The organism is Enterobacter sp. B79-1, from assembly GCF_057444735.1.
Genome location: NZ_JBYAZJ010000001.1, coordinates 810,591 through 824,574, shown reverse-complemented (window position 1 = coordinate 824,574; position 13,984 = coordinate 810,591). Strand labels below are relative to the sequence as shown.

Annotated in this window: 12 protein-coding genes; 9 read left to right on the top strand and 3 right to left on the bottom strand. The window is 54.3% G+C overall.

Features of this window, described 5'->3' with window-relative positions; genetic code table 11:
• Positions 1 to 157: 157 nt before the first annotated feature.
• The 3 genes from ydiJ to AC2T6E_RS03965 all read left to right on the top strand — a co-directional run bounded on the left by ydiJ (position 158) and on the right by AC2T6E_RS03965 (position 3,902).
• Complete coding sequence (gene ydiJ / locus AC2T6E_RS03975) at positions 158 to 3,214, top strand: D-2-hydroxyglutarate dehydrogenase YdiJ (RefSeq protein ID WP_212473778.1); 3,057 nt, start codon at positions 158 to 160, stop codon at positions 3,212 to 3,214.
• Positions 3,211 to 3,621, top strand: a complete 411-nt coding sequence (gene menI / locus AC2T6E_RS03970) for a 1,4-dihydroxy-2-naphthoyl-CoA hydrolase (protein WP_212473779.1) — start codon at positions 3,211 to 3,213, stop codon at positions 3,619 to 3,621. The genes ydiJ and menI overlap by 4 nt, the downstream gene beginning before the upstream one ends.
• Positions 3,622 to 3,707: 86 nt before the next feature.
• The gene (locus AC2T6E_RS03965; protein WP_010430192.1) at positions 3,708 to 3,902 is read left to right on the top strand and encodes a YdiH family protein; all 195 of its coding nucleotides are present in this window, start codon (positions 3,708 to 3,710) and stop codon (positions 3,900 to 3,902) included.
• Between the two features lie 46 nt (positions 3,903 to 3,948).
• On the opposite strand, the gene AC2T6E_RS03960 is transcribed toward AC2T6E_RS03965, so the two are convergent.
• Together AC2T6E_RS03960 and AC2T6E_RS03955 are read right to left on the bottom strand one after the other, a co-directional pair.
• Complete coding sequence (locus AC2T6E_RS03960) at positions 3,949 to 4,575, bottom strand: helix-turn-helix domain-containing protein (RefSeq protein ID WP_120158846.1); 627 nt, start codon at positions 4,573 to 4,575, stop codon at positions 3,949 to 3,951.
• Positions 4,576 to 4,653: 78 nt separating this feature from the next.
• Complete coding sequence (locus tag AC2T6E_RS03955; RefSeq protein ID WP_486690633.1) at positions 4,654 to 5,313, bottom strand: helix-turn-helix domain-containing protein; 660 nt, start codon at positions 5,311 to 5,313, stop codon at positions 4,654 to 4,656.
• A 432-nt stretch (positions 5,314 to 5,745) separates the two neighbouring features.
• Here AC2T6E_RS03955 and AC2T6E_RS03950 point away from each other — a divergent pair, with 432 nt between their 5' ends.
• The 6 genes from AC2T6E_RS03950 to AC2T6E_RS03925 all read left to right on the top strand — a co-directional run bounded on the left by AC2T6E_RS03950 (position 5,746) and on the right by AC2T6E_RS03925 (position 11,743).
• Complete coding sequence (locus AC2T6E_RS03950; protein WP_029485046.1) at positions 5,746 to 6,276, top strand: fimbrial protein; 531 nt, start codon at positions 5,746 to 5,748, stop codon at positions 6,274 to 6,276.
• Positions 6,277 to 6,337: 61 nt separating this feature from the next.
• Entirely contained in the window at positions 6,338 to 7,015 is a 678-nt protein-coding gene (locus AC2T6E_RS03945) for a fimbrial biogenesis chaperone (RefSeq protein ID WP_278434922.1), read from the top strand.
• A 28-nt stretch (positions 7,016 to 7,043) separates the two neighbouring features.
• Complete coding sequence (locus AC2T6E_RS03940; RefSeq protein ID WP_486690630.1) at positions 7,044 to 9,587, top strand: fimbria/pilus outer membrane usher protein; 2,544 nt, start codon at positions 7,044 to 7,046, stop codon at positions 9,585 to 9,587.
• A gap of 1 nt (position 9,588) precedes the next feature.
• The gene (locus AC2T6E_RS03935; protein WP_253179212.1) at positions 9,589 to 10,539 is read left to right on the top strand and encodes a fimbrial protein; all 951 of its coding nucleotides are present in this window, start codon (positions 9,589 to 9,591) and stop codon (positions 10,537 to 10,539) included.
• Between the two features lie 10 nt (positions 10,540 to 10,549).
• Positions 10,550 to 11,062 carry a fimbrial protein gene (locus AC2T6E_RS03930; RefSeq protein WP_108416829.1) on the top strand — a complete coding sequence of 171 codons (513 nt, stop codon included), beginning with the start codon at positions 10,550 to 10,552 and terminating at the stop codon, positions 11,060 to 11,062.
• Between the two features lie 39 nt (positions 11,063 to 11,101).
• Complete coding sequence (locus AC2T6E_RS03925) at positions 11,102 to 11,743, top strand: helix-turn-helix transcriptional regulator (RefSeq protein ID WP_337256220.1); 642 nt, start codon at positions 11,102 to 11,104, stop codon at positions 11,741 to 11,743.
• A 63-nt stretch (positions 11,744 to 11,806) separates the two neighbouring features.
• Here AC2T6E_RS03925 and fdhF read toward each other — a convergent pair whose 3' ends face one another.
• A complete protein-coding gene (gene fdhF, locus AC2T6E_RS03920) occupies positions 11,807 to 13,957 on the bottom strand; it encodes a formate dehydrogenase subunit alpha (protein WP_486690627.1) in 2,151 nt (716 codons plus the stop codon).
• Positions 13,958 to 13,984: the final 27 nt, after the last annotated feature.

Here is a 13,984-nt window from a genome sequence, read left to right as displayed (position 1 = left end):
ACGTGAACCGCCTTTCTCTAATCATTAGTGATATCAGCGATTTTTGACAGGCGGATTTTGCCCGTAATTCTGCTGAGCGCATAAGAAAAAAATGTGATAAAAAGTTGTGATACAACGCAAACGATTTCCACAACAACTCTAATTAGGGTCGACAGTGATGATCCCACAGATTTCTCAGGCACCTGGCGTCGTTCAGCTGGTGCTTAATTTTTTGCAAGCACTGGAGCAACAGGGTTTTACAGGTGATACCGCCACGAATTATGCCGACCGGCTGACAATGGCGACCGATAACAGTATCTACCAGCTTCTCCCCGATGCCGTCGTTTTTCCACGCTCTACAGCGGATGTGGCGCTGATTGCCCGTCTGGCCTCGCAGGAGCGCTTCACCTCTCTGGTTTTCACACCCCGTGGCGGCGGTACCGGCACCAACGGGCAGGCGCTGAACCAGGGCATCATCATCGATATGTCCCGCTATATGAACCGCATCATTGAAATCAACCCTGAAGAGGGATGGGTGCGCGTGGAAGCGGGGGTTATCAAAGATCAGCTTAATCAATTTTTAAAACCGTACGGCTACTTTTTTGCGCCGGAACTGTCGACCAGCAACCGGGCGACCATTGGCGGGATGATCAATACCGACGCATCCGGCCAGGGCTCTCTGGTCTACGGTAAAACCTCCGATCACGTGCTGGGCGTGCGCGCGGTGCTTCTGGGGGGCGACATCCTCGATACCCAGCCAATGCCGGTCGAGCTGGCCGAGACGCTGGGTAAAGAGAGCACGGCGAGCGGGCGGATTTATCGCACCGTGCTGGAGCGCTGTCGCGATAACCGTCAGCTGATCCTCGACAAATTCCCGAAACTGAACCGCTTCCTGACGGGTTACGATCTGCGTCACGTCTTTAACGACGACCTGACCCAGTTCGATTTAACCCGCGTGCTGACCGGTTCGGAAGGTACGCTGGCGTTTATTACCGAAGCGCGTCTGGATATCACCCGGCTGCCGAAGGTGCGTCGCCTGGTGAACGTTAAATACAACTCCTTCGATTCTGCTCTGCGCAATGCGCCATTTATGGTGGATGCGCGGGCGTTGTCGGTGGAAACCGTTGACTCAAAAGTGTTGAACCTGGCAAGAGAAGATATCGTCTGGCATTCGGTCAGTGAGCTGATTACCGATGTACCCGACAAAGAGATGCTCGGTCTGAACATCGTTGAGTTCGCTGGCGATGACGCCGAACTGATTGAACGTCAGGTTAGCACGCTGTGCCAGCGGCTGGACGAACTGATTGCACGCGGTGAAGGCGGCGTGATCGGCTGGCAGCTGTGCAACGATCTCTCCGGCATTGAGCGTATCTACGCGATGCGTAAAAAAGCGGTGGGGCTGCTCGGGAATGCGAAAGGGGCCGCGAAGCCAATTCCGTTTGCCGAGGATACCTGCGTGCCGCCGGAACATCTGGCGGATTACATCGTTGAATTCCGCGCGCTGCTGGACAGCCACGGCCTGAGCTACGGCATGTTTGGCCACGTGGACGCGGGCGTGCTGCACGTGCGTCCGGCGCTGGATATGTGCGACCCGCAGCAGGAGATCCTGATGAAGGAGATCTCCGACGACGTGGTGGCCTTAACCGCCAAATATGGCGGCCTGCTGTGGGGTGAGCACGGCAAAGGGTTCCGCGCGGAGTACAGCCCGGCGTTCTTCGGGGAGCAGCTCTTCGGTGAACTGCGTAAGGTCAAAGCGGCATTCGACCCGGATAACCGCCTCAATCCCGGTAAGATTTGCCCGCCGGAGGGCGTTGACGCGCCAATGCTGCAGGTGGATGCGGTCAAGCGCGGCACCTATGACCGACAAATCCCGATTGCGGTGCGCTCTTCCTGGCGTGGCGCGATGGAGTGCAACGGCAACGGCCTGTGCTTTAACTTCGATGTGAAGAGCCCGATGTGCCCGTCGATGAAAATCACCAGCAACCGTATCCACTCGCCAAAAGGGCGTGCGACGCTGGTGCGCGAGTGGCTGCGACTGCTGGCGGACCGCGGCGTCGACCCGCTCAAGCTCGAGCAGGAACTGCCGGAAAAACGCGCCAGCCTGCGTTCCCTTATCGAACGCACCCGCAACAGCTGGCATGCGAATAAAGGCGAATACGACTTCTCGCATGAAGTGAAAGAGGCCATGTCCGGCTGCCTGGCCTGCAAGGCCTGTTCGACGCAGTGTCCGATCAAAATCGACGTGCCGGAGTTCCGCTCGCGCTTCCTGCAGCTGTATCACACGCGCTATCTGCGACCGATGCGCGACCATCTGGTGGCGACGGTGGAAAGCTACGCCCCGCTGATGGCGCGTGCGCCGAAGACCTTTAACTTCTTTATCAATCAGCCGCTGGTGCGCAAGCTTTCCGAAAAACATATCGGCATGGTGGATCTGCCGCTGCTCTCGACACCGTCGCTGCAACGCCAGCTGGTGGGACACCGCTCGGCAAACATGACGCTGGAGCAGCTTGAAGCCATGAGTGATGCGCAAAAAGCCAACATGGTGCTGGTGGTGCAGGATCCGTTTACCAGTTATTACGATGCGCAGGTGGTGGCCGATTTTATCCGTCTGGCGGAAAAAGTGGGCTACCAGCCGGTTGTGCTGCCGTTCTCCCCGAATGGCAAGGCCCAGCACATTAAGGGCTTCCTGACCCGTTTTGCGAAGACGGCGCAGAAAACGTCTGACTTCCTGAATCGCGTGGCGCAGCTTGGGATACCCATGGTCGGCGTCGATCCGGCGCTGGTACTGTGCTACCGCGATGAGTACAAGCAGACGCTGGGCGAAAAACGCGGTGATTTCCACGTCATGCTGGTACACGAGTGGCTGCCTTTAGCGCTACAGCAAACTGCCGCACGAGAGGCCAGCGGTGAGCCATGGTATCTCTTTGGCCACTGTACTGAAGTCACGGCACTGCCGGGTGCACCTGCCCAGTGGGCCGCTATTTTTGCCCGTTTTGGCGCGAAGCTGGAAAACGTCAGCGTGGGCTGCTGCGGTATGGCAGGTACCTACGGGCACGAAGTGAAAAACCACGCCAATTCGCTTGGGATCTATGAATTATCGTGGCAACAGGCGATGCAGCGTCTACCGCGTAACCGCTGTCTGGCCACGGGGTATTCGTGTCGCAGCCAGGTGAAACGCGTTGAGGGTAACGGCGTTCGCCATCCATTACAGGCTTTGCTGGAGATTATCGGATGATCTGGAAACGTGCGGTGACGCTGCAGGCGTTAAACGCCATGGGCGAGGGAAACATGGTGGGGCTGCTGGACATCCAGTTTACCCGCATTGGCGAGAATGAGCTGGAAGCGACGATGCCCGTCGATAGCCGCACGCATCAGCCGTTCGGTTTATTGCACGGCGGCGCGTCCGTTGTGCTGGCCGAAACGCTGGGTTCGGTTGCGGGCTATCTCTGTACCGAAGGGGAGCAGAAGGTTGTCGGGCTGGAGGTGAACGCTAACCATATCCGCTCTGTTCGCAGCGGGCGCGTGCGCGGTATTTGCCGCGCGCTTCATGCCGGGAGCCGTCATCATGTGTGGCAGATCGATATTCTCGATGAGCAGGAACGCCTGTGCTGCTCCTCAAGACTGACGACGGCAGTTGTGTAAAGTTTCCTGATGTTTTTGCCCATGGTCAAAAACTAGCCAGTGCGTTGTGATATACTGGTCAGGATTTGTACATAAGCGAGGACATCATGGATACTGAAATAACCCCAACCCAACTGGCAATTGAATATTTACGTCGCGATAAGAGCAACCTGTCTCCGGCGCAGTACCTGAAAAAACTGAAACAACTTGAGCTGGAATTTGCAGATTTGCTGGCGCTCTCTTCAAACGAGCTGAAAGAAGAGATCTATTTTGCCTGGCGGTTGGGCGTTCACGTCCATTGAGTGCGAATGAAAAGGCCGCGTATGCGGCCTTTTTTGTGTCTGGAATTCAGTATTTGGCGGGAAGCTTATTGATTTTTATCAGCCTGCCTTCATCGATTTCAATAAATCCGCCTGTTTTGAGATCGGCCAGAATGCGCATAACGCCACTGCGCGAAAGCTGCGTTTTTTCCCTGATATACCTTTCTGCCGTCACGCCGAGCCGATAAGCCTCATCTTCCTCCATCAGCTTAACAAGCTGCTGGCGAATCATCTCATACGCCGTCGGTGCGCCTTGTGGCATCACGTTGTTATACAGTCGGCTATAGACAAACATCAGCTGGTTAGAGAGCAGGCCCCATAATGCTTTCTCTTTAATAATTTCACTGACCTTCTCGGTAGGGAGAATGCCAATCAGGCATGGGCTCACGGTTTTGATGTAATCATTGAAATAAATGTCCGTCAGATTCGCGAGACCAAACAGAGCAGGGCTGCGGGCGGTGGAGAGCATCATGTCATCGCTTCTGCGGTAGACGGCAATTGTCCCCTCCAGAATTAAATAACAGATCCCCTTGCCGTCGACCTGAAGATCGAATTGCTCGCCACGGCCTGTTCTGCGCGTGGTGCAGTACGGCTCTAAATAAGAGATCAGTTCCTGGGCGTAGGGAGAGCCGCGATGTTGTTGTGCTGAAGACATTGTCTGAAACCTGAAAAAAGACCGGACTGATTATAGTGTCGCTCTTATCCTCCACCTTCTCCAGATATAAATGTGAGGTCAGTACTTTCGGGGTAAGTGATGGATATCCATCAGCACGCCGCGCGCCATAGTGATGTATTTACCCGTTCGTAACTCCGCCAGAATACGCATAATACCGCTACGGGAAAGATAGGTGCGGCTTTTGATATAGGCCGCGGCGGTCGTGTTGAGCCTTATCGCTTCAGGCTCCTGCATCAGCTCAACAAGCTGAAAGCGGATAATGTCGTAAGCCGACATTTGCGATATCTGGGCACAGTGCTCATAGACGCGTGAGGCGGTATAGATCAGCAGGTTAGAAAAATGCTCCCACAGATTTTGCTGCGCAACGATGCAATTAAAACGCTCCAGCGACACTGCCGCGACTTCGGAGGTTTCCAGCGCCCTGACATAAAGATGCTCAGAGGAGAACTGGCTGCTTACACCCAGAATAAAGGGTGCTGATTCAGAATTTAAGACAATACCATCTCCACGGCGGTGTAAGGCCACGCTCCCCTGGATCAGTAAAAAACACTGGCGAATATCGCTCTTATAATAGTGAACCACTTCCCCTCTGGACAGTATTTTCCTTTCTGCTGAAGGAAATAGGGTATCGATAATTTTTTCAATGTGCTTATAGGGTTTTAGGTGGAGCACGGTGGAATTGTCTTTACTACATTCTATAGCCATTCGGGTATTCATCAGATGCCTCATTCACGCATGCGATCATTTTTTGATCGGCATAGAGAATTATCTTAAAAAACAGCATCTCAGGGAATGACCGAAGCAGGTCTAATAATAGACTGGAGGATGTGTAAAATCTAATCTTATGAATTTAAAGGCTTTGTATTAAGAGTCTAAAAGTAGACCCATGAATAACATGTCTAAGGTTTATCTAAAGGGAATGTTTCGTGATTGTTAAATGTAAGTCTACAGCTAGACCTCAATTAGATTGTGCGCTGAATAAGAGTTGGTTAAATTTTGACTCGTCGACAGGAATGCTCAGACTTCTATTTGTGAGTCATTTATCGGGTTCCTGACAAAAATAAAAGGCAACGCTCAGGTTGATTGAAGCTTGTGGGGAACGTTTGCCCGGATTTCAGTAATAAATAAAGTGATACAGGGTAGGATATGATGAAAAAGAAAATGATGATGGCAATGCTGGCAGTGAGTTCTGCACTGCCGATGACGCAGGCTTTTGCTGCAGCGGGTACCGTTAATTTTAACGGTAATATTCTGGATTCCGCCTGCGACGTTGATGTGGCTTCTCAGAACCAGGTCGTCGTATTAGGCGATTATTATAAAACTGAATTCCCGACAACGGGAGCCAGAACCGCTGCCACACAATTCAGTATTGTATTGAAAAACTGTCCGGTCACGGTGACTAACGCGAAAGTGCGCTTTGACGGTACGCCTGATTTAAGCAACGCCAGCCTGCTGGCGATTGACTCCTCGGTGGCAGGGGCGGCAACAGGGGTGGCAATCAACCTGATGAGCGCCGATAAGGCCGATCTGCCTCTGCATGGCAGCAACAGCTATTCCTATGCACTGAGCAGCACCGCAGATAATACGCTGAACTTCTATGCGCAGTATATTTCGACCGCCGCGTCAGTCACTGCCGGTCCGGCAAACTCGGTCGCGAACTTCTCCGTGGTTTACAACTGAGTTTTTGCAGCAATCAGTAGGGGGCCCAACCCGGCCCCTTTGTTTTACGAGGTTTTTTCCCATGCATTTTATCAGAACAACAGGGCTGGCGGTGGCGCTGTTACCGTTGGCATTAATGACGGCCAATGCCGGGGTTATTATTGGTGGTACTCGCATTATTTTCGAGGGTGCGAAGAAAGAAGCCACAATCAATATTACTAACCCTGACAATACTCCTTATTTAATCCAGTCCTGGATAGATATGCAGGATGGGGGGGCGGGTAAAACGCCGTTTATTATTACGCCGCCGCTGTATCGCCTGGACGGTGGACAAAAAAACCTTGAGCGTATTGTAATGACGGGTTCCCTACCTCAGGAGCAGGAAAGTTTATTTTGGTTGAATATTAAAGCGATTCCCTCAGCCTCAAAACAGATGAACGCCCTGCAAATTGCGGTAAAGACGCGGATTAAATTAATTTATCGGCCTGAAGGTCTGCGTGCGTCAACTCCGGAAGAACAAGCGAATAAATTAACGTGGCAACAATCCGGGAATGCGATTCAGGTGAATAATCCCACGCCCTACGTGATCAATTTCAATGAGATTACCCTGGGCGGGCGAAAACTTGATGATGTGACCTATGTTTTACCCGGCGCATCAGCCCGGTTTTCATTACCTGAAGGGGTGAGTGGTCATTCTCTCACATTTAAAGTCATTAATGACTATGGCAGTCCTGGCACCGCACATCAAGCCAGTTTCTGATGTTCGTGCATTCATTAGGTTTCCTGCAATGACATCATCAACACATATGATACGGCCTGCTCGTCTGGCGATATTTATCGCCTGCGCACTTGCCGGTTCATCATCGGCACTTTATGCCAGTGAAACGTTTAATACGGAACTGGTTGAGCTGGATAATCCTGGAATGGGCAAAGCAGACCTGTCGGCTTTTGAAACAGGCTCTCAGGCACCGGGAACGTACCATGTTGACATCATTCTTGACGACCAGTTAATGGAGACCCGCGATATCGCCTTTGCCGCAGTGAAAAGCGACGACGGTAATGAGATATTGCAGCCTTGCCTGAGCATCGACCAGTTAAAACAGTGGGGAGTGAAAACCGCGCTATTTCCTCAGCTTGCTTCGGGAAAAAGTGACTGCGCGGATCTTCAGGCCATTCCGCAAGCCAGTACCGATTTTCAGTTTGGCGCTCAGCGCCTTTTGATCAGCATTCCACAGGCGGCGATCGATCTGCCCGCGCGAGGCTATGTGTCGCCAGAGATGTGGGATGAGGGGATCGCGGCGGCCATGCTCAATTACAGCCTGAGCGGCGCTAACACCCGGGCGAGCCACGGTGAAGGCAACAGCAGTGACAGCCAGTATGCCAACCTGCGTCCGGGGATCAATATCGGTCCGTGGCGTCTGCGCAATTACTCCACGTGGTCACGGGACGCTTCCGGTCAGGACAGGTGGGACACCGTCTATACCTACGCGCAGCGTGCCGTGATCCCCCTGAAAGCACAGCTGACGCTTGGAGACAGTTCTGCACCGGCTGACGTGTTTGACAGTATGCCGTTTCGCGGCGCTCAGCTGGCCTCTGATGACGACATGCTGCCAGATTCCCTGAAGGGGTATGCCCCTGTCGTGCGGGGTATCGCGCGCACCAATGCGCAGGTTGTGGTGCGTCAGAATGGTTATCAGATCTACCAAAGCTACGTTGCACCCGGTGCATTCGAGATTACGGATATGTATCCGACCGGAGGGGCTGGCGATCTGGACGTGACGATCAAAGAAGCCGACGGCAGCGAGCAACATTTCATACTGCCGTACGCGTCGTTGCCGGTACTGCAGCGCGAAGGCCGTCTGAAATATGCCCTCACCGGGGGGCAATATCGATCCTATAACCACAGCGTTGACAACACGCCTTTCGGGCAACTTACCGGCATTTATGGCCTTAAGCACGGGATTACCCTCTATGGCGGAGTGCAGGGCTCAAGCAAATATCGGTCGCTGGCGCTGGGGGTGGGGAAGAACATGGGCGATTTCGGCGCGCTCTCAGCAGACGTCACGCAGGGCTGGTCAACGCCGGATAACACAGCCAAAACCAACGGTCAGTCCTTGCGCGTGAGATATAGCAAGAATTTCGTGAATACCGGGACGAACTTTTCCATCGCGGGATACCGCTATTCAACCCGCGGTTATTACGGGATGCAGGAGGTGCTGGATTCTTACGGAGACAGCAGCGCGCTTCAGGAAAGGCGGCGTAACCGCGCAGAGCTGACGATGAGCCAGACGCTGGGCGGCGACCTTGGGTCTCTAACCCTTAGCGCGGCGCGGGAAGATTACTGGAACACCGGTAAGTCGATGGCTTCCTGGAGTGTCGGATACAACAACGACTGGCATCACATCAGCTACGGCGTGACGTGGACATACAGCAAAAATGCCAGCGCAGCGGCATACGGCAGCGGCAGCGGGAAAACCTATGACCATGACCAGCAGCTGGCATTCAACGTCAGCGTGCCGCTGGATAAATTCATGCCGCGGACCTGGGCCAACTATGCCATGAGCGCCAGCAAGAATAATGGCACCACCCACAATCTCGGCATGAACGGCGTTGCGCTGGAAAACAGCGCGCTCAGTTGGAACGTGCAGCAGGGTTACGGCACGAACGGCGTGGGTTACACCGGCAACATGAACGGTGATTACAAAGGCACCTACGGCGAACTGACGGCGGGCTATGGCTACGACAAAAACAGCGAGCGTCTGAATTACGGGCTGCAGGGGGGCATACTCGCCCACGCCGATGGCGTCACGCTTTCTCAGCCGCTGGGTGAGACGAATGCCCTGATAAAAGCGCCCGGTGCGCGGGGTGTCGATATCCGAAATCAGTCCGGAGTACGTACGGATTATCGCGGTTATACGGTGGTCAGTAATTTGTCCGTGTACCGGAAAAACGATCTCATCCTCGACCCGGAAAATATGCCTGACGATGTTGAGCTGGAGATCAATACCCGTACGGTCACCCCGACGCGCGGGGCGGTGGTGAGAGCAGACTACCTTTCCAGAGTCGGACGCCGGGTGCTGATGACCCTGACAGACAACAACCGTCCCGTCCCGTTTGGGGCCGTGGTCACCCTCGCGGGTGACCGTAACAACAGTTTCATCGTGGGCGATCGCGGCCAGGTGTATTTGACCGGCATGAGCGAGCAAGGGACGTTAGTTGCGACCTGGGGAAACCAGGACAGCCAACAGTGCCGTGCTGATTTCAGTCTGCCGAAACAATCAACCTACAGTGGAATAACCGACGTGAGTGCCACGTGTCGCCAGGAGCATTAACATGAAATTCATTCAGGCTATTTTACTGCTCTGTTTACTCACCGGCTGGAATAACAGCGTGCGTGCAGGGACCTGCACGACAATAACACCGCAAGTGTCCACGCTGTCGGTGGGCACGATTAATGTCCAGCGCGATGCACCTGTCGGGACGGTGATATTTTCCGGCGCGGCCACCTATACGGGATCCTATCTTACCGGGTGCAGTAATCCATTAATGCTCGGATTTAGCATGCGCTATAACAACGCCACGTTGAGCAGCTATGGCAACCATGTTTACAACACCAATATCAGCGGAGTGGGTATTCGTTTTTCTTCGAATAACTACTTTGAGAATCCGACCAATACGTTTTCTTATAATGCGCAGACCTCCTATGTTGACTGGTACGGCGGTAGAGTTGAGCTGGTGGTCACCGGTCAGGTATCGTCAGGTGCCTTAACGCCGGGAGTCATAGGCGTAGTGACGCTTCAGGGGAGCGACGGCGTCTACCGCGACGGCCTGACGACCCAGCTCACCAGCGGGACGATTAACGCGCTTGCATGCAGTATTACCACGCCTCAGCTGACGTTCCCCATTGGCGATATCTCCGCCTCAGCGTTTGGCACGGCGATCGGCACCACCCCCACGGGCGCGCAGAATACGCAAAATCTGGGGTTAACCTGCACCCCCGGAACCAATATTAGCGTTTCGCTTGGTGGAATTCAGAACCCGGACAGCACCAATACCAGCGTAATGGCGCTAACGGGACAGGGGATGACCGGTACGGCAAAAGGCGTGGGCGTGCAACTTTTATATAACGGAACGCCGCTGGTGCTGAATAGCCGCCTGCTATTAAAACAATCTTCGGGTGGACTAGAGACGCTGCCGTTTACGGCGCGATATTACCAGACGTTAACGTCTGTCGAATCCGGCGCGGCCAATGCCTCTGCCACGCTTAATTTGACCTACCAGTAGCAGGTAAATGATGAAAATATCGCACAAGAAACTGGCCTTTCTCGCCTTATTGAGCTGGAGGGCTTTTTCCGCCGATAACGTGAATCTTGACGTGACGGGAAATATTGTGGCCTCGCCCTGCATATTTAATGGCGGAAATACGCAGCTGGATATTAATCTCGGCAATATTCAGGCGACAAACATGGTGACGCCAGGATCATCCTCCGACCCAGTGACGTTTAATCTGCAGTTTACGCAATGTCCCGCGGGGACGCGCAGCGTGACGGTCTCCTTCACCGGAAACCCCGATCCGGTAGCCGGGGCGGACTACTACATGAACAGCGGCTCGGCAACGAACGTGGCGGTGGCCATGCGTGAGGCGGGGACCGGCACGCTCAAAGGAACGGGCTCCAGCATGACGCAAAATATCGCCGCCGACCGAACGGCCAGCATGCCCATGCAGGCATCGGTGATATCCCAGGCCGGTGGCGCGACGCCGGGAAGCATCAGCGCGGTTGTTGTGATGACGATGCAATACAACTGAATGCCGGAAAGCGCATTTATCATGAGACGTGGGGGAGCTATGTTGAATATCCTGATTCAGGAAACGGATTTATTTTTTCAGGCCGGGCTGCGGTATTTTTTCGAAGATTTTTTTGAGCATAATTTTCATCGATCCATCCATTTTTACGCTGGCCTGACCGAGGACAACGTCATTCAGGCGGATATTATTGTCCTTTCGCTCTGTCAGGGGGAAACGCTGACCTGTTTTCCTGAATTACAGGTCCGGGAAAAAGGGATTGTGATAGGTCTGGTGGATGATGAGCACCGTTTTTCCGCGTTACCCTCCTGCTTTCAGGACATTATTTTTCTCTCTCGCCGCGCTTCGCTCGATCGTATAAGCGGGGCATTGTTTATCGCCTTGTTCAGGACGCAATTACCGGGCTACGCCTGGAATAAAAAATCCTGTTTCGAATGCCAACATAAAGTCCTGTCACCGCAACAGATTCGAATTATGGTGAATTTCTATCAGGGACACTCGGTTGTGCAGACCGCCAACATATTAAAGATGAGTGATAAAACGGTCTTTACCCATAAATATATGATGATGCAGAAGTTTAACCTGCGCAGTGATTACGAGTTGATCGTTCTGCTCAGAAGGTTAATGGAGAAAAAGAGTCGGCCAAACCCGCTGCGCGATTACCTGGAAAATAATTATGCATGAGCGGTAATTTGATATTGCTGCAGAGAATATGCCGGGCAAGCGTAGCGCCGCCCGGCAGTACATTCACACGTTTACCGCACTGATTAACCGCGACTTCATGGACTGGTAGGCCGACGCCGCAAAGTCCTCGGCCCAGCGCTGATCCTCAATCGCCTCCAGCTGCACCGCGCAATACTTCGTTTCCGGCGTTTTGGAGACGGGGTCGAGGTTATCCTGGGTCAGCTCGTTGCAGGCGCCAATCCACCACTGATAGGTCATGTAGACGGCCCCGGCGTTGATGCGTTCGCTAATGCTGGCGCGGGTTATCACTTTACCCCGGCGTGAACGTACCCAAACCAGTTGGCCGTCTGCAATTCCCAGTCTATGGGCATCGGCGGGGTTCATCTGGACGCGTCCAGGCTCGTCGGCCAGGCTTTGCAGCGCCGCGCAGTTTCCGGTCATGGAGCGACAGGAGTAGTGCCCCACCTCGCGTACCGTGCACAGCACCAGCGGGTATTCCTCATCCGGGGTTTCCGCTGGCGCGCGCCAGGCGGCGGCAAAAAGCTGCCCTTTGCCCGTTGGGGTGTCGAACTGATTGTCCTTGTACAGGTAGGGCGTACCGGGGTGATCGAGCGTCGGGCACGGCCACTGAACATGGCCCATCTCGCCCATTTTTGCGTAGGTCACGCCATAGAACAGCGGGCACAGTTCGCGCATTTCGTCCCAGATCTGCTGGTTGTCGTCGTAATGCATCGGGTAGCCCATCTCCGTCGCCAGCAGGCTGATGATCTCCCAGTCGCGCTTCACGTTGCCGCGGGCCTCAATAGCTTTTCCGAAGCGCTGGAAGCCGCGATCGGCGCAGGTAAAGACGCCGCCGTGTTCACCCCATGAGGTGGCCGGTAACAGCACATCCGCCACTTCCGCCGTTTTGGTCATAAAGATGTCCTGAACCACCACAAAATCGAGCGCGTCGAAACCGCGACGGACCAGACCGAGATCGGCTTCTGTCTGAAGCGGATCTTCCCCCATGATGTAATACGCTTTGACTTTACCTTCCAGCGCAAGATGCGGCACTTCGGTGATGCGCGTTCCGACGCGATCGTCCATTCTGCTGACGTCTATCTTCCACGCATCGGCAAATTTCTGTCTGACCGCCGGGTCCGTTACCTCCTGATAGCCGGGGAACATATTGGGCAGAACGCCCATGTCACACGCGCCCTGAACGTTGTTTTGCCCGCGCACCGGGCCAACGCCGACCGCCGGACGGCCCAGGTTGCCCGTCAGCAGCGCCAGGCTGGAAAGGCCTTTCACCACATCGACCGCCTGACCAAACTGGGTAACACCCATCCCCCACATTACCGTCGCTGACGGTGCCGCCGCGAACGTGCGCATTGCCTGGCGCACATCGCGCGCGGGGATGCCCGTCAGATGCTCCACGCGCTCTGGCGCATAATCTTTGACGATCTGTCGGTACGCCTCCAGCCCTTCCGTAAAACGTGCGACGTAGTTTTTGTCGTACAGTTCCTCTTCCAGCAGCACATAGCCAAAGGCATTCACCAGCGCCATGTTGCTGCCGTTTTTCAGCTGAAGATGCTGATCGGCAATGCGTGCCGTTTCAATGCGACGCGGATCGCAGACGATGATTTTTGCGCCATTCTCACGCGCTTTCAGCACGCGCCGGGCGACGATAGGGTGAGAGTCTGCGCAGTTATAGCCGAACACCAGCAGGCATTTTGAGTTTTCAATGTCGTTGATCGAGTTACTCATGGCGCCGTTACCGAGCGTCTCCTGCAAACCGGCAACCGAAGGGCCATGGCAGACGCGTGCACAGCAATCAACGTTGTTGGTATTAAGCACGGCACGGGCGAATTTCTGCATGACATAGTTGGTCTCATTACCCGTTCCTCGCGAGGAGCCGGTGGTCATGATTGACCGTGGACCGAACTGTTCTTTGATGCTCTTGAGCCTGTGAGCGGTATAGCGAATGGCCTCTTCCCAGGTGACGGGGGTAAGCGCCTCTCCTTTGTGGTAGCGGATCATGGGCTGCGTCAGGCGGGGGGTGAGCAGGCGGGTGTCGTTAAGGAAATCCCAGCCGTAGAATCCTTTCAGGCAAAGCGTGCCCTGATTGGTGACGCCGTCTGCTGCTTCGGCTCGGATAATACGGTTATTTTCAACGACGAGGTTAAGTTTGCAGCCTGCACCGCAGTACGGGCAGACGCTGGCGATTTTTTTCATCAATAACAGACCTGTTAAGAAATGAAG

What these genes read in the sequence shown, in the direction of transcription:
- fdhF (WP_486690627.1), bottom strand. Translation starts at nt 13,957, where the DNA reads ATGAAAAAAATCGCCAGCGTCTGCCCGTACTGCGGTGCAGGCTGCAAA.
- AC2T6E_RS03965 (WP_010430192.1), top strand. Translation starts at nt 3,708, where the DNA reads ATGGATACTGAAATAACCCCAACCCAACTGGCAATTGAATATTTACGT.
- AC2T6E_RS03960 (WP_120158846.1), bottom strand. Translation starts at nt 4,575, where the DNA reads ATGTCTTCAGCACAACAACATCGCGGCTCTCCCTACGCCCAGGAACTG.
- AC2T6E_RS03940 (WP_486690630.1), top strand. Translation starts at nt 7,044, where the DNA reads ATGACATCATCAACACATATGATACGGCCTGCTCGTCTGGCGATATTT.
- AC2T6E_RS03945 (WP_278434922.1), top strand. Translation starts at nt 6,338, where the DNA reads ATGCATTTTATCAGAACAACAGGGCTGGCGGTGGCGCTGTTACCGTTG.
- menI (WP_212473779.1), top strand. Translation starts at nt 3,211, where the DNA reads ATGATCTGGAAACGTGCGGTGACGCTGCAGGCGTTAAACGCCATGGGC.
- ydiJ (WP_212473778.1), top strand. Translation starts at nt 158, where the DNA reads ATGATCCCACAGATTTCTCAGGCACCTGGCGTCGTTCAGCTGGTGCTT.
- AC2T6E_RS03950 (WP_029485046.1), top strand. Translation starts at nt 5,746, where the DNA reads ATGAAAAAGAAAATGATGATGGCAATGCTGGCAGTGAGTTCTGCACTG.
- AC2T6E_RS03930 (WP_108416829.1), top strand. Translation starts at nt 10,550, where the DNA reads ATGAAAATATCGCACAAGAAACTGGCCTTTCTCGCCTTATTGAGCTGG.
- AC2T6E_RS03955 (WP_486690633.1), bottom strand. Translation starts at nt 5,313, where the DNA reads ATGAATACCCGAATGGCTATAGAATGTAGTAAAGACAATTCCACCGTG.
- AC2T6E_RS03935 (WP_253179212.1), top strand. Translation starts at nt 9,589, where the DNA reads ATGAAATTCATTCAGGCTATTTTACTGCTCTGTTTACTCACCGGCTGG.
- AC2T6E_RS03925 (WP_337256220.1), top strand. Translation starts at nt 11,102, where the DNA reads ATGTTGAATATCCTGATTCAGGAAACGGATTTATTTTTTCAGGCCGGG.